Genomic DNA, 15767 nt, shown 5'->3' with positions numbered 1-15767 from the left:
GACCCTTTTGGCGGCAGGGCGGGGGGTCTTAAGCCGATCTGCAAGCAGCCTCTTGTGCCATGAGTGGGTGTTTTCTGCGGTTGCTTGGGTGGATGACTTGGAATGAGTATGCAAAAACGGGAAAACGTGGTCCCTTCGTTCACGCCATTGATCAAGCAGTTCGCTGCGTTTGTCTTTGTCAGCTCAATCTCCGCCGTATGTTCGCTGATTGTGCGGTATGTGGCGAACCTGGTCATGCCGTACGAGGTGGCTGTCGGCCTCGCGCAGGTGGCCGGGGTGATTATCGCTTTTACTCTAAATAGGCGCTTTGTATTTTCTGGCGAGCAGGTTCTTACTTACGCCAGAATTTGGCGTTTTACCTTGGTAAATGTGGTGTCGCTTGCAATTGCGGTTACCGTAAGCTCGCTTGCTTTCCGAATTGTCCTGCCGAATTTGGGTGTGAGCTTCCATCCGGACGTCCTTGCGCAGCTGGTCGGACTGGCTGCATGCGCGCTACCGAGCTTTCTTGGTCATAAATATTTTTCTTTCAGGGCAGCCGGTGTTCGTTGAGCGCCAGCCAGGGGACGGTGTCAGGCTATGAACATGGGTTGGAGTTTTGCATACGGATTGCGGCGGTTTCTCGTTCTATTGATCGAGGCCGGTCTTGCGACTGCTTTCGTGTTCGCTGTTTGCGAACACTACAAGCCGCACTTCTTCTTTGTTGACGAAAGTTCGAGGCAGTACGGACCGATATTCCAGTACATCGGTCATCAACTGCTCAACGGCAAGTGGCCCTCCCTGACCATCGATATGTGGCAAGGAGGATTTCTCTTTGGCGAGAACCAGTATGGATTGCTAAACCCCGTCACCATGCTGGGGGCCGTGTTGTCAGCACTCTGTCCGACCGCGCGGATAGGGTTGTTCGCCATTGATGCGTACTACACCGTACTCTTGTGGTTTGGTGGCTGGCTGCTTGCAGGGAACTTTGAACTTCCGCGAGCCTACAGGCGGATATTTGCCTTTCTGCTGATCAGCAACAACTTTGTCGTCTATTGGTTCACATCCAATTGGACCGCGGGGCTGATCGGGCAAACATGGGTTGTATGGGTCGCCTTCTGCCTGACGTTGCAAGTGGTCCGGGCTCCGGCACTCATCCTGGGTGCCTTTTCCGCCTTCGCGGCCATTAACAGCGGCTGGCCGCATGCCATCGTAGCAACGTTTATTTTAGCGGGCGGCGTGGGTGCCGTTGCGCTTTGGACGCGTGACTGGCGTCGTGTGGCCTATGTGGGTCTGATCATGTTGTCAGCTCTCATCGCGTCTTTGCCCTCGATACTGGTGACGCGTGACTTGCTATCCATCTCATCAAGGGGTAGCGGCTTTTACAACAACTGGCTCCTGGTGCCGGTGTTGTCGGATATTCTGAATCTGGGATCCCCGACTTTGCTGCCCCACCTCAAGGGGTTCCACGACAAGAACGTTTCGCTGCCGATTTTCTTCATTGCTTGGTTCGGCTGGGCGCCTCTTCTCCTGGTAAAGCCCAACTGGCGAGTTTTTCTCAAGCCTCGTTTGCTCGGCTTGCTTGTGGGCGCAGCGGTCTTGTTGTTCCTGTCCTTGGGGCCTGAGCAAATCGGACCTCTGCGCTGGCCATTCCGGTTTGTTCCTTATTTCCAGTTTCTGGCGCTACTGTTCATCCTTGTGCTTTACCGCGAGTCCCGTGAACGTGAAATTGGGGTCGGCGTAGCGGTCACCCTTGCATTGCTTTTTGTCGTGCCACAGGTCATGTCGATCCAGTTTCAGCCGGAGAACATGAAGAATGCTGTAAGTGGAACATTGTTGCTGTTGGTCGCAGGCCTTTCGGTGGCGTATGTTTCAAAGATCAATGCGAGATTGGTGGCACATTTTGTGTTGCTGTGGTCGGGCATTTTCTTTGTATTTACGCATGCTATTTACCCGGCCAACGACATCGTTACGGACGCTCCGGACTTATGGCATGACCCGGCAGTTGACCGGCGCGAAACCATCGATGACATCGAGGTGAGCGGAAAGTTTTCGGATCCCATCGAGTATGTGTTTGCATCAGCCAATTCAACGGCTGGAGATCATCTGATCAATGGATATTTACGCCTTTCGTCCGGACAGCGATTCGTAAACGGTTACTCGCCGGCGAATCACGCCCGACTGCAGGAACTCTTTTGTCTGGATTTCGCCGGGGCCGTATGCGACAGGTCTCCCATGGCACTGTTCGAGGCTGAGCCGCAGTCGGGGAGGAAATTCGTAGACCTGATGCGGATCCGAGCCATCGTTGTTCCATCCCGGGAAGCAGGTCATGCGCCCGAAGGGTGGCAGGCAGAAACAATGGGAGATCAGTTCGCGCGCTGGGTTCGCAAAGATCCAACGACGTTTCCGCCTGGAACGATTTCTTTCACGGGAAGCGCGATTACTGGCGTAATGGAGCCTGCCAATGTGGGCGTTGAAGCCACGAAAGAGATCGTGAATATCAGTGTGTCCCAAGACAGGGCGCCGGCCGGGCCACTGGCCAGGTCACTAATCTTTGCGCGCCTCTGGTGGCCCGGTTATGTGGCAAGGATTGACGGGAAGAAGGTCTCCGTTTCGCCACACGACGGACTTCTGGTGCGGGTTGACGTTCCGGATGGAATCTCAGGTTCCGCGCGTCTCGTGCTTACCTTCGAACCACTAAAGGGTCGGCGTTGGGCGCTCTTGCCGCTGGGCATGATTGTGCTGTTGACCGGCTCCTTGTTGTTTCGGAGGATCGGCCGCCGACCATCGGACGAGCGGTCTGCTGGTCAGTCCGGGGCAGTGTGACGGACAGCAAGAGCCCTCGGATTTACCGAGGGCTCAGGGCGCCGTGCGCCTGCCACAAGGCATCGCCAGCAAAATCTCGCAACGTATCAGCCATGACATTCCCGCAGAGGCGGGAATGCGAAGCCTCTCGGCCCTTTGAAAGCGAGGGGCTGCTGGCCCGTCTTGGCGGGGCGATCTACCACGCGGCTTTAAGCGCGCCCCGGGACCAAAAAACCGCCAGCAACAGGTTCCCGGGAACGCGCCGGTTTCGCGTCGCTAGACGACGGAACACTGATCCTGGGCGATCATCCGCCTATAGCCTGATACGGCGGAAGACCGTTTCAGGAATGTGTCGAATCACCAACATGATAAGGCGCCAGAAGCCGGGTAAATAGACGACGGCCTTCTTTGTGTCGATGGCTCGAACAATTCCTTTTGCGACAGCGTCTGGCTTGGCCCAAAGCGGTCCCTTCTTGAACTCGCTTGTCATTGGAGTGTCGACGAATCCAGGCTTGATGTTCAGGATGGTGATGCCTTTGGACTTAAGCCTTTGCCCCATGCCGCTCAAGAAGGTGCTCACCGCAGATTTCGCGGCGCCGTAGAGATAGTTGCTGGCCCGGCCGCGATCGCCCGCAACGGACGAGATGACGGCTATGGTGCCGCTCCCCTTAGCCTCGAAGGTATTTCCGAGCTGCGTGAGCAGTGCAATCGTCGAACTCGCATTTATCCAGAACTCTGCAAGAGCGGTGTCAACGGATGCCTCGCAGGCCTCTTGCTTGGGTAAGGTGCCATGAGCGATCAGTGCAACATCGATGGATGACAAGAAGGCCTTCGCCTGTTCAAGTGCCCCGGCTTGGCTTGCCACATCACCTACATCCAACACGCAGCTGCCAACGGCTGATGCACCGCGGACGCTTAGATCTGCGGTAAGGTCGGCGAGCTTGTGGGAGTTTCGTGCGACGAGGAACAGTCGTGCGCCGCGATTTGCATAAATCCGGGCGGTAGCCTCCGCGATGGCAGAGTTTGCGCCGATGATAAGAACATTTAGCATGCGTGGTCCGTAACTCTGCGCCAAAGGCTGGAAGAGAACTTGGGGTCGATGAAGCCGCTGAATGCCTCCCAGTTCGTGTAGTACCGCTGGAAATGGTCGGCCGACATTCGAGCGTCCTTTGCCGGATAGACGCGGCCTCCCGATTCCGCAACAACGTTGTCCAATTGCTGCAGCAGTTGAAGCGTCGAGCTTCCGTGATTGGGAAAATCAAGCGCGAGCGTGGTTCCCGTACGTGGAAACGACATCATCCCCAGTGATTGCTGTTGCCCAAACTGCTTGAGTACCGCCAAAAAAGACCCGGATCCCGATTTGGAGATCAGCTCCATCAGGCGGTGAATCGATTGCTCTGCGTCCTCTGGTGGAACGACGCATTGATACTGCAGGAATCCGCGCGGTCCATAAATCCGATTCCAGTTTCCAATCGCGTCAAGCGGATAGAAGAATGGGTCATAGTGCGCTACGGCTCGGGCAAGTTGCTGCCTTTGCTTGTGATAGTAGGCGAAATTGAATGCGCGAAGGCTCAGATTGTTTATCAGCGAGACCGGTGGCGTGAATGGTACGTTCTTACGCTGAATGTCAGCCGGTGGACGTCTTTCTGGTTGTGCTGGGCCGTGGTTGGCGCGACTGAAGAGGCCGCGGCCGAGTGCCTTGCCGCGCGCCGCGCAATCGATCCATGCGACCGTGTATTCATGATTTGCTTCGGAGTCAGCGGACAATGCAAAGAACTCCGGCAGCCCTCCAAATCGGACGACTTCACTATTCAGCCAGGGGCTTGCTATCCGGCGCAGTTGAAGCTTCACCCTGGTGATTAGGCCGGTGAGCCCCAGGCCGCCAATCGTTGCCGCAAACCAGTCTGTGTTCTCCGTACGACTGCACCATCGGAGTGTTTCGTCGGTGCGACGCAATTCGAATCCGTGGATGTGGTGCCCAAAAGTTCCAGATCGGTGGTGGTTTTTGCCGTGGACGTCGTTGGCAATGGCCCCGCCGACGGTAACGAATTTGGTGCCAGGTGTGACAGGCAGGAACCAGCCTTGCGGTACGGCGAGGCTTAAAATTTCTGACAGGAGCACGCCTGATTCGCATTCGATGACGCCTGTGGCTGCATCAAATTGCAGATACCTGTCCAGTCCTCGAGCAAGCAAGAGTGCGCCGCCGTCGTTGAGGCAGCTATCGCCGTAACTCCTGCCGTTGCCCCGTGGCAAGAGATGTCCGTCAAAACGGGGAATGGGCGCATGCCGGTCGTGCAGCCCAATCAGGTGCTGCGTCGCTTTTGGGTAAAGCCCCCAGGACGGTGCTTGAGTCTTCATCAGATCGATATGGCGACAATCGCGGCGGCAATGACCAGCAAAATCCGGCTCACCTTGTCCTTCAGTGCGAACACGACCGGGTCGTCATGCATTACACCCCGATGGGCAATGGCCCAGGTCCGGCTAATCCAATAAAGCAGCAGGGGACATAGCAGCCAGAGATAGTGAGGGTGTCGATAAAGCATGCTGCTCGCGGTGCTTTCAACGTACTGCGCCAACACCAGCACGGCGAGGTAGCCGCTCGCGCTGCCGAGCGACTGTATGAGGGGAATGTCATCGACGTCATAGCCGCGACCTTTCGCCGTTACTTTTCCCGCCTTCTGCGCACCCAAGAGCTCCGTAAAGCGCTTGACCATGGCCAAGCTGAGGAAGATGAACATTGAAAACGCCATGAGCCAGAACGAATGCTTGCCCTGAATTGCGGCGGTGCCGGCAAGGATCCTTGTCGTGTAAAGCATCGCCAACACGATCACGTCAAGCATGACAACGCGCTTGAGGTGAAGCGAGTAAAGCGTGGTCAGTACGTAATAGGCGGCGAGCGTCAGTACGAACTTGACATCCAGAAGTGAGGCGAGAGCAAAGCCGCAAACAAGCAGAAGAGCCGCCACCACCGGGCCCGCGGCAAGTGGTAGCTTGCCCGCGGCAAATGGACGACTGCGTTTCCTGTGATGATGTCGATCCGCTGTCAGGTCGAGTAGATCATTGGTCAGATAGACGCTGGACGCACAGAGACCAAAGCACAGAAAGGAAAGAACTGTGCCGGCTACGGCTGCCAGATCAAAGATGCGATGCGCGGCCAGGAGTGGTAGGAAAACCAGGACGTTTTTGACCCATTGATGGACACGCAGCGCTTTTAGCCATGTGCGCAAAGTTGCCTTGTGCGCTGGAAATCGCTGTTTGACCTGCGCCACACGACTGGCCGCGGAGGAGAGGTGGGCGCTCGCTTCAACCACGATGGCTCCGTGGGCGCGTTGCCACACGGCCAAATCAACATCGGCGTTTCCGACATAGTCAAAACCATGCTCGCCAAAACGTTCGACGAGGGCATCGGCCTTGTTGCGACCGGACAGATTCCTCTTCCCGTCGCTGGCCATGACATCGTCGAAAACTCCAACGTGCTTGGCTACTGGGATCGCAAGCCTGGCATCCGATGCCGTGCACAGGATCAAGGGCCGCTTCGACTGCTGCGATCTGAGCCAGGCGAGCAATTCCTGATTGTATGGGAGCGCGGATGGGTCTAGTTCGACGCGCCGGGCAATCTGCTCCTTCAGATGAGCTTTTCCCTTAAGCAACCAAACCAGCATGCCAAAGAGCATCCATGGCTGCTTGCCCAGCAAAAGTAACGCTGACTCCACGAGCAGGTCGGAATGGATCAGGCTGCCATCCAGGTCGACGCACAACGGCATGGTGTGCTGATCGCACACAAAAGAGTTTGTATCCGGCAATGAATTCATTCTGCCCCTCCCTGCATGCTCCGAATAGGGCCTCGGAACCGCGGATGCGATTTACAATCGTGTATTTCTGGGTGAAGAACGCGCTTAAAGGCGGGTACCCAGAGGATTGGCAGATTTTAGGTTTTTTCTTACGCGTGCGGCAATGCAATGACCTGGCGGGTACTAGTGGTGCGTGACGGTCGCGACTCGATGGCGACTCTGTGTCATAAATTCGTTGCAATAGCGGTGTGGGCTATTGAGTTTGCCTTCGCTTGGTGTCTACGTCTGGTGCACCCGGGCACCTTGGCACGGCGTTTGGGGGCCCTGGCATGGCTTTGAGCCAGGACGATTCGAGGCAAATGGCAGAGCTTTTAGCCGCAGGAGCTCAAGAGTACACGGAGCGACCTTGGTGGTCGCCCCGTGCGGGTCGCCTTAAAGCGATTGCTCCAGCTCCGGGATGATCTTGAACAGATCCCCCACCAGGCCGATATCGGCGATCTCGAAGATCGGCGCCTCGCCGTCCTTGTTGATCGCCACGATGGTGCCTGCGTCCTTGATGCCCGTCAGGTGCTGGATGGCGCCGGAAATGCCGATGGCCATGTAGAGCTCAGGCGCGATGATCTTGCCGGTCTGGCCGACCTGTAGGTCGCTCGGCACGTAGCCGGCGTCCACCGCGGCACGCGAGGCGCCCACGGCAGCGCCGATCTTGTCGGCGAACTTGTAGATGATCTCGAAGTTTTCCTTCGAACCCACGCCGCGGCCGCCGGAGACGACCTTGCCGGCGCTCTGCAGGTCCGGACGATCGCTCTTGCCCGACTGCAGCTCGACGAAGCGGGTATGCGAGGGCAGGGTGGCGTCAACGCTGAGCGCTTCTACCGGGGCGTTGTTGGCGCCGCTGACGGCAGCGGCCCACGAGGCCGTGCGAATGGTGGCGACCACCGTGCTGCCGGCATCGGCTTCCACGGTGATGATGGCGTTGCCGGCGTAGATCGGGCGCTTGAAAGTGTGGCTGCCTTCCACGCTCATCACGTCACTGACCTGGGCCACGCCCAGTAGGGCGGCGACGCGCGGCAGCACGTCCTTGCCGAACGTGGTGGACGGCGCGAACACATGGCTGTAGCCAGCGGCGGCCTTCGCGATCTGCGGGGCCAGCACGGCGGCGAGCGGATGGGCGTTCTCGGCTCGGGCGACGGTAAGCACGCGGCTCACGCCTTCGATCTTGGCCGCTTCGGTGGCAATGGCGTCGACGCTGTCGGCCAGCACCAGCACGTCGATGGCTTCTGGCTTGACGGCCGCGGCGGCGCTCACGGCGCGCGCGGTGGAGGAATTCAGCTTGCCGTTCAGGTGCTCGGCGATGACGAGGATCTTGCTCATGGGTGTTCCCTCAAACGTGGGACAGGGAGGCTTTTATTGAAAAGTCCGGCCATGGATGGCCGGTGTTTGATCAGGGATGATCACAACAGCCCTTTCTGCTTCAGCGCCGCGACCAGTTCGGCCGCATCCTTCACCATCACGCCCTTGCTGCGCTTGGCCGGCGCGGCGTAGTGCGTGGTCTTGAGGTGGTCATTGGCTTCCACGCCCATCGAAGTGAATTCGATGGTGTCGATGGGCTTGGACTTGGCCTTCATGATGTCCGGCAGCTTGATGAAGCGCGGCTCGTTCAGGCGCAGGTCGGTGGTGATGACGGCAGGCAGTTCCGCTTCGATCACTTCCAGGCCGGCGTCGACTTCACGGGTCACCGTGGCCTTGCCGTTGGCGATCTCGACTTTGCTGGCGAAGGTGGCCTGTGGGCGGTCCCACAGGGCGGCCAGCATCTGGCCGGTCTGGTTGGCGTCGTCGTCGATGGCCTGCTTGCCCAGAATGACCAGGCCCGGCTGTTCCTTCTCGATCAGCTTCTGGAATACGCGGGCGGCGGTCAGCGGCTGCATGGCATCGCTGGTCACCACGTGGATGGCGCGGTTGGCACCCATGGCCAGGCCGTTGCGCAGGTGCGCGGTGAGGTCGGCCGGGCCGATGCCCACGACGACCACTTCCTCGGCGAGACCCTTCTCGCGCAGGCGCAGCGCTTCTTCCAGCGCGATGTCGTCGAAGGGGTTGGCGGACAGCTTCACGCCGTCCGTCACCACGCCCGTACCGTCGGGCTTCACCTGAATGCGGACGTTGTAGTCCACGACGCGCTTGTAGCCGACCAGAATTTTCATCAGCGGTTTTCCTCGGGTGGCAGGCGCGGAAGGGGGGCGCCTGTACGATGGGTCAATCCGTTATTCTAACCGGATCTCATAATCCATGCGGGCGCGAATGGTTGCCGCCCGCTTTCTCCGGGGCAGCCATTGGAGGGCCCATGAAAATCCTTATTTGCGGCGGGGCCGGCTACATCGGCTCGCATATGGTGCGTTACCTGGCGGCCCAAGGGCACCAGTCTGTGGTGCTGGACAACCTTTCCACCGGGCACCGTCAGGCCGTTTCCCCGGACATCCTGGAAGTGGCTGATCTGCTGGAACCGAGCTCATTGACGGGCGTGTTCGCCCGGCATCGCTTCGATGGCGTGATCCATTTCTGCGCACGGTCCCTGGTTGGGGAATCGGTTTCGCAGCCTTACGCCTATTACGAGAACAACGTGGCGGGTACGTTGAATCTCCTTCGTGCCATGCATGAGGCGAAGGTGGACCGCATCGTGTTCTCCTCTACCGCCGCCGTCTTCGGCAATCCGCAGGCGCCGTTGATCGACGAGGACCACCCCACGCAGCCGATTAACCCCTACGGCGCGAGCAAGCTGATGGTCGAACGCATTCTGGCCGATGCTGCGGGCGCATACGGTTTGCGTTCGACAGCGCTGCGTTATTTCAATGCCGCCGGCGCGGACCCTGCCGGTGGAATTGGCGAGTCGCACCAGCCTGAGACCCATCTGATTCCAAACGTGTTGCGCGCCGCGCTTGGCCAGGGCAATGGCCTGAGGGTGTTCGGCAACGATTATTCAACGCGCGATGGCACGTGCGTCCGAGACTACGTCCACGTCAACGATCTCGCCTCGGCACACCTGCTGGCGTTGGAATACATGCAAGCCAACGAAGGTGCGCACCGCTTCAACCTGGGCAATGGCCAGGGCTTTACCGTGCTTGAGGTTATCGAGGCGGCAAGGCGCGTAACGGGGCGGTCGATCGATTTTGCACAGGATGCCCGCCGGCAGGGGGATCCGGCTGTGCTGGTCGCGTCCAGTGACAAGGCGAGGCGGGTGCTCGGCTGGCGGCCGCGTTTCGTGGACATCGGCGAAATCATCGAGACGGCCTGGCGCTGGCACCAGTCGCCCGCCTACTGAGCTTGCTCTAGCCGCTCCGTTGCGCATAGGGGTACGGGGCGGCTCCTTCCCCGGCCTCGGGCAGGCCGCACACCCGTGCGGCACTCTGTGTTGTCATGCCGATGCTTGTTGCTGACTGCGTGAAGATGCGTTCCACGGCGTGCGCCATGGTGCCATCGACTTGCCCGGATTCGTCCTCGAATTCCCATAGGTCCAGGTGTGCGTCCAATAGGGGGCGCAATGCTTCCAAGCGTGCCCAGAACATGGTGCCTGCAATGAACTGATCACTATCGACGGATGGTGCGGCTATGCCGAGGCGGCTACTCAGGTAGTACACGTTGGCCTCGTTCGCGCCCCAGAAATAGTGGAGTGGTTGCAGATGCCCTTCAGCCGCCACCAGCCCCAGGTCGGCATGTTGTTCGAACGCTTCGAGTATCCGCTCGGCACGCGCCGGCGATAGCAATTTTTCCACCAGCTCACGCCGCCACTGGTCACCATCGTTTCGGTGGGTTGAGCGTTTGGTGTGAAGCTTGAGTACGACCTGTGCTCCCTCATCTAGCAGGCGATTGGCGACATGGAGGAATGGCAGGACGTCACGGCCGCGATTCTCGAACACCTCGATCTGTGGATCGAGGCCGAGCCTGGCTACGCAGTCGCGAACCTGTTTCTCGCGTTCGGGCGCCGTTGTGATGACCGTGCGCCAGGTAATGCCGCTGCGATCCAGGTCCTGGAGCATTTCCTCGAGTACGTCGACATACCATGCATGAATGACGGCGCATGGCCTTGTATCGGCCACGACAACGGGAGCTAGCGCGGACCGGGTGGCCTCAAGCCAGGCGTGTCCCAGGCGGTTGTCAGGCTCCAGCACTGCACCTTCAGCCCATTCGTTCCATGCGTTGATGAACACCAAGGGCATCCTGGGCATTCGGCGGCATGCGGTTTTGACGGCCTGCTGTAGCCAGTCGCGGTAGCCCCTGGGTGAGGCGTGCAGATAAACCCGGCCACGGCCGCTTCGGCGGGGCTCGTTGTCCCAACCCGCATTGACGCCGGGATAGAGTGGATAGGTCGGGTCGCTGGCGGTAGTGGCCTGCTTTGCAAGCATTCGCCAATCAAAGATGTCGCCGCGGTAGTCTGGATTAATAAGCCGTTGTTTTGATGTCACCGGCGTCAGCGACGTATTGTTGGGAGGGAACTCCACTGCCGCATCGAAGCCGATATCGCGCGGGTCGACACGGTCAAAGCTTTGTACGTAGGCCAGATGGAGCTCACCGATACCCTGGGCACGGCACCACTCGCGCCACCGCTGCGCGGTTGCCCTCGGGTCGGGAAGCAGGCTGGGGCGATAGACCAGTAGCATCGGCTTTCCGTCTACGCGCAGGTAGCGTGGGTCGCGCAGGTAACGCGACACGTATTCAATGAACGCAATGTCGTCTTCGGCGCTGTGCTTCTGACCGATCAGGATGTCCTCAGCGCGGCCGTCCCAGCGGCGTGACCAGTTTTCATTGGCCCAGCACAGGCAGATGGGCAGGCTGAGCGAGGCGTCGTCCAGCCAGGCCTGTAGTGGTGCTTCCAACAGCGTTTTGCCGGCGAACCAGTAGAAGTAGGTGCAAAAGGCACCGACACCATATTCGCTCGCCAGCTGCATCTGGCTGCGCATGACCTCGGCATGGCGCAGATCGTAGAACCCAAGCGCGCCTGGCAGCCGCGGCTGGACGTGGCCTTCAAACTGCGGCAGCGCGCGTGTGACATTGGCCCACTCGGTAAAGCCTCTACCCCACCACGAGTCATTTTCCGGAATGGGGTGGAACTGTGGGAGATAAAACGCGACGAGCCTGGCCGGCAAGGCTGCAGGCAAGGCTTTGCTGCGATACGGCACGTAGCCGATGGCCCGCCCGCCCGCGTGGCGCAGGGGTCTGTGCATCCGGCCTGTTCCCACGGGCAGCTGGCCCTGGGGGCCTTGTGGAACCAGGGATCCGTGTCGGTCCAGGAAGCGCTGGCGCCACTTGTCCCGCGTTGCTGTGGGCATGGGGGTTAGCCGAAAGCCTGCGCGCAGCAATCGAAACAAGCAGCGACGGCCAAGATCGGTGACGTTCATGTGGGTCTTCGCGGTAACGTTGGTGGTCCGATGACCGGGGGTACCTGGTCAATCTAACGCCAGGCGGAGGGCATGGGCGGCGGCCTCCCGTGAGAAGTGCTGGCGCACATTCTCCAACCCTCGCTGGGACAGTCGGCCCCACAGTACCTCGTCAAGCAGCAACCGATCCACGGCGTCGACGAAATCCGCCGCGTTGTTGGCAATCAAGGCGTCCTCGCCATCCGTTAGGCGCATGCCTTCGGCTGCGATGCTCGTGGCGATGACGGGTACTCCGTAGCTCATCGCCATGTTGATCTTGCCTTTCACGCCGGCGCCGAAGCGCAATGGGGCCAGCGATGCCATCGAGGTCTCCAGCCATGGGGCGAGATCTGGGACTCTGCCATGCAGTTCCAAGCCTGGTGTGGTCAGCTCCTGGCGCAGGGCATCGGTGACGTCGCCAAGAACGTGGATGCACATCTGCGGATGTCGTTCTCGAAGCCTGGGCAGGATATCCTGGGACATCCACCTCATTGCGTCCGCATTGGGCGGGTGGCCATGCCCGCCAATGAAGACCAGATCCTTGCGCTGCGCCCATCCGGTTTTGCAACCATGGATCTCGTGGATATTGGACAGCAAGATGACCCTGGCTTGCGGAGTTGCCTGTGCCAGCAGCGCCTTCTCGTGTGAACTCACCACGAAGGTGACGTCGCTTTGTTCGATCAGCGCCAGCTCACTCTTGCGCGACGCCTGCGCCTGGCGTGCCATCGAGGCATTGCCGCTGAGTTCGGCAGCGCGCTGCTCGCGCAGGAAGTGCAGGTCCACCGTATCGAACAGCAGGCGTGCCTTTGGCGCCAGCTTGCGCACCAATGCCGCGTACTGGCCGGCCACGGTGTGGCGGCAGAGCATCACGGCGTGGAGTTCATGCCCGTGCGCGCGCAACCAGTGGGGCAGGTCGGACACCCAGGGCTTGCACAGCACCTCAGTACCGATGGCACCCAGCGCGCGGATTTCATCGTCGCTGGCGCGACCGTCATCCGGAAGGAACGATACGGACCATCCCTGCTCGTCGAGCAGGCGAAGCATGGCGCTCAAGCGTAGCGACCCAGAGTCGCGGGTGGGTTCGGGCGTCATACTGTCGACGACGAGGATGCGCCCGCGCCGAGACCAGCGCATCGCGCGCATCAGCGACGTACCCTCCGGCGGCTGCGCGCGCAGTGCTTCTGCCCACTTGGCAACGAAGGTGGCCTGGTTCGTAACCTGATGACGCTTCATGCCCGCATGCAGGTCGGTGCCGGCGCTGATGCCTTCGCAGTGGATGATGGTGCTGGAGGGCTCGTAATAGACCTTCAGGCCACGTTTCCGCACCGCGAAAGCCAGGTCGGTGTCTTCGTAGTAGGCCGGCGCGTAGCGTTGGTCGAAGCCGCCGATGCGTTCGAATACCTCTCGACGGATCATCAGCGAGGCGCCGCTGACGTAGTCGGTTTCCCGGCGATAGCGCCATGCGGGTGCATCGCGCTGCTCGAAGCGCCCGGTGGTCCAGCAGGTGCCATCGGCGAAGACCAGTCCACCGGCTTCCTGCAGCCTTCCATCGGGGTAGACCAAACGGCTGCCGGCGATGCCGCAGTCTTCGCGATCGGCGAAGCAGCCCAGCAGGCCATCGAGCCAATGGGCCATGACCTGCGTGTCGTTGTTGAGGAACAGCAGGAATTCACCGCGCGCGGCGACGGCGCCTACATTGCAGCTGCCGACGAAGCCTAGGTTGCGTTCGTTCTTCAGCAGACGCAGGCCGTGGATCTGTCCCAGGCGTTCGGCGGAGTCGTCAGGGGACGCATCGTCGACCACGATGACTTCGAACGATGCCTTGGGCGCATGTCGTGCGATCGAGCGCAGGCAGGCCAGCGTGTAAGCGAGCTTGCCGTGGATAGGAATGACGACCGACACCAGCGGTTGGTCGTTGGTGGGCAGGGCGAACGGCTCGAACGGCAGGTCGAGCGGCTCGACATGCAGGGAGTCGTCGAACGCCGGCCGGCGTTCGAACTCCTGCTGCACGCGTGCGAGCGTGCCGCGCCAGCCACGCAAGGCGACGCTGCCGCGAAACCGCTGCAGCGCGTAGTTGAGGCGTTTAAGGCGCCAGGTGAGTCGGGAGGACAGCGCTATGCCCTCGGGTCAGAGATTCTGGTAGTTCGGACCCGAACCGCCTTCCGGCGTGACCCAGTTGATGATCTGGTAGGGATCCTTGATGTCGCAGGTCTTGCAGTGCACGCAGTTGGCGGCGTTGATCTGCAGGCGCTTGCCCGCCTCGTCATCGACGATCTCGTAAACACCGGCCGGACAGAAGCGCGTGCACGGGTTGCCGTATTCCACGCTGCACTTGGTCACGCACACGTCGGTATCGGAGACGTGCAGGTGGATGGGCTGGTCTTCGTCGTGCTCGGTGGCGGCGAAGTAGACGCCGGCCAGGCGATCGCGCGGCGGCAGTTCGCGGGGTTGTACGTAGTCGCGCTTGGGCTCCTCCTGCTCGCCCAGCTTGTGCAGGGACGACCAGTCGGCCTTGTTCTTCAGCGTCCACGGCGAGGCGCCGCCCAGCACGGTTTCCCAGGCCGCGTTCAACATGCCGAACCACAGGCCCTTCTTGAAGCCGGGCTTGATGTTGCGCACCTTCTTGAGCTCGGCCATCACGTCCGAGGCGCGCAGCTTGGCATCGAAACCCGCGGGGTTGAGGTCGTTGGCCACCAGGTGCTCGGCCGCCAGCATGCCGCTCTTGATCGCCTGGTGCGTGCCCTTGATCTTGGGCACGTTGAGCAGGCCGGCGGTGTCGCCGATGAGCAGCGCACCCGGCATCTCTACCGTCGGCAGGGACTGGTAGCCGCCCGTGACGATGGCGCGTGCGCCGGCCGAGAGGATGCTGCCGCCCTCGAGCAGCGACTTCACCGACGGGTGGTTCTTCCACTGCTGGAAGGCCTCCCACGGCTGGTAGTTGGGATCGCTGTAGTCCAGGCCGCTGACGTAGCCCAGCGCGATGCGGTCCTTGTCCAGGTGATAGAGGAAGCTGCCGCCGTAGGTATGGCTGTCGGCCGGCCAGCCGAAGCTGTGCACGATCTTGCCCGGCTGCACGCGTCCGGCAGGCACCTGCCACAGCTCCTTGATGCCGATGGAGTAGCCCTGCGGGTCGCTGTCCTTGTCCAGCTTGAAGCGCTTGATCAGCTGCTTGGTCAGGCTGCCGCGCGCGCCTTCGGCCAGCACGGTGACCTTGGCCTTGATGTCGATGCCCTGCGTGTAGCCCGGCTTGTGCGAGCCGTCCTTTGCCACGCCCATGTCGCCGATGCGCACGCCGGCGACGGAGCCGTCGTCATTATAGATGTTGTCGGCCGCGGCGAAGCCAGGGAACACGTCCACGCCCAGCGCCTCCGCCTGTGGCGCCAGCCATGCGCACAGGGCGCCCAGCGACACGATGACGTTGCCGTGGTTGTTCATGCCCGGGGGCACCGGCAGCTTGCGGGCGCCGGTCTTGCTGAGCAGCCAGAATTCGTCCTCGGTGGCCGGCACGCAGATCGGCGGCGGATTGTCGCGCCAACCCGGCAGCAGGGCATCCAGTGGCTGCGGTTCGATCACCGCGCCGGACAGGATCTGGGCACCGATGGTGGACGCCTTTTCGATGACGCACACGCTCGTTTCCGGCTTCAGTTGCTTGAGGCGGATGGCGAACGCCAGCCCGGAGGGGCCTGCGCCAACGACGACAACGTCGTATTCCATGATTTCGCGGTCGCTCATGGCGGACTCCGGAAGGCTAGTGCGGCACGATACCGTTCCATGACGTATGGAGCGG

11 protein-coding genes are annotated in these 15767 nt (G+C 60.7%); 3 read left to right on the top strand and 8 right to left on the bottom strand.

Translation table 11 applies throughout. The features are described from left to right. Positions 1-102 precede the first annotated feature (102 nt). On the top strand, positions 103-549 hold the full coding sequence (locus HY57_RS19605) for a GtrA family protein (protein ID WP_039732549.1): 447 nt from the start codon (positions 103-105) through the stop codon (positions 547-549). A gap of 27 nt (positions 550-576) precedes the next feature. Continuing rightward, on the top strand, positions 577-2802 hold the full coding sequence (locus HY57_RS19600; RefSeq protein ID WP_039732553.1) for a hypothetical protein: 2226 nt from the start codon (positions 577-579) through the stop codon (positions 2800-2802). 292 nt (positions 2803-3094) lie between these two features. Here the strand turns inward: HY57_RS19600 and HY57_RS19595 are convergent, their stop codons facing one another. The 5 genes from HY57_RS19595 to HY57_RS19575 all read right to left on the bottom strand — a co-directional run bounded on the left by HY57_RS19595 (position 3095) and on the right by HY57_RS19575 (position 8773). Then, complete coding sequence (locus HY57_RS19595) at positions 3095-3832, bottom strand: SDR family oxidoreductase (RefSeq protein WP_019467082.1); 738 nt, start codon at positions 3830-3832, stop codon at positions 3095-3097. Continuing rightward, positions 3826-5139 carry an FAD-binding oxidoreductase gene (locus HY57_RS19590; protein WP_038580132.1) on the bottom strand — a complete coding sequence of 438 codons (1314 nt, stop codon included), beginning with the start codon at positions 5137-5139 and terminating at the stop codon, positions 3826-3828. The genes HY57_RS19595 and HY57_RS19590 overlap by 7 nt, the downstream gene beginning before the upstream one ends. Further along, positions 5139-6593 (bottom strand): UbiA family prenyltransferase, encoded by a 1455-nt coding sequence (locus tag HY57_RS19585; protein WP_268746176.1) that lies wholly within the window; start codon positions 6591-6593, stop codon positions 5139-5141. The genes HY57_RS19590 and HY57_RS19585 overlap by 1 nt, the downstream gene beginning before the upstream one ends. Before the next feature lie 411 nt (positions 6594-7004). Next, on the bottom strand, positions 7005-7946 hold the full coding sequence (locus HY57_RS19580; protein ID WP_019467085.1) for an electron transfer flavoprotein subunit alpha/FixB family protein: 942 nt from the start codon (positions 7944-7946) through the stop codon (positions 7005-7007). Positions 7947-8026: 80 nt separating this feature from the next. After that, positions 8027-8773 (bottom strand): electron transfer flavoprotein subunit beta/FixA family protein, encoded by a 747-nt coding sequence (locus HY57_RS19575; protein WP_019467086.1) that lies wholly within the window; start codon positions 8771-8773, stop codon positions 8027-8029. 140 nt (positions 8774-8913) lie between these two features. Between HY57_RS19575 and galE the strand changes: the two genes are divergently transcribed. Next, positions 8914-9888 (top strand): UDP-glucose 4-epimerase GalE, encoded by a 975-nt coding sequence (gene galE / locus HY57_RS19570; RefSeq protein WP_019467087.1) that lies wholly within the window; start codon positions 8914-8916, stop codon positions 9886-9888. 7 nt (positions 9889-9895) lie between these two features. Here galE and HY57_RS19565 read toward each other — a convergent pair whose 3' ends face one another. The 3 genes from HY57_RS19565 to HY57_RS19555 all read right to left on the bottom strand — a co-directional run bounded on the left by HY57_RS19565 (position 9896) and on the right by HY57_RS19555 (position 15712). Further along, positions 9896-11962, bottom strand: a complete 2067-nt coding sequence (locus HY57_RS19565) for a glycoside hydrolase family 99-like domain-containing protein (protein ID WP_026034239.1) — start codon at positions 11960-11962, stop codon at positions 9896-9898. Positions 11963-12010: 48 nt separating this feature from the next. Further along, a complete protein-coding gene (locus HY57_RS19560) occupies positions 12011-14020 on the bottom strand; it encodes a glycosyltransferase (protein WP_019467089.1) in 2010 nt (669 codons plus the stop codon). 87 nt (positions 14021-14107) lie between these two features. After that, positions 14108-15712 carry an electron transfer flavoprotein-ubiquinone oxidoreductase gene (locus tag HY57_RS19555; RefSeq protein ID WP_019467090.1) on the bottom strand — a complete coding sequence of 535 codons (1605 nt, stop codon included), beginning with the start codon at positions 15710-15712 and terminating at the stop codon, positions 14108-14110. Between the last annotated feature and the right edge of the window lie 55 nt (positions 15713-15767).

The organism is Dyella japonica A8 (genome assembly GCF_000725385.1).
Taxonomy (GTDB): Bacteria; Pseudomonadota; Gammaproteobacteria; order Xanthomonadales; family Rhodanobacteraceae; genus Dyella; species Dyella japonica_C.
This window is presented reverse-complemented; position numbering and strand designations above follow the sequence as displayed.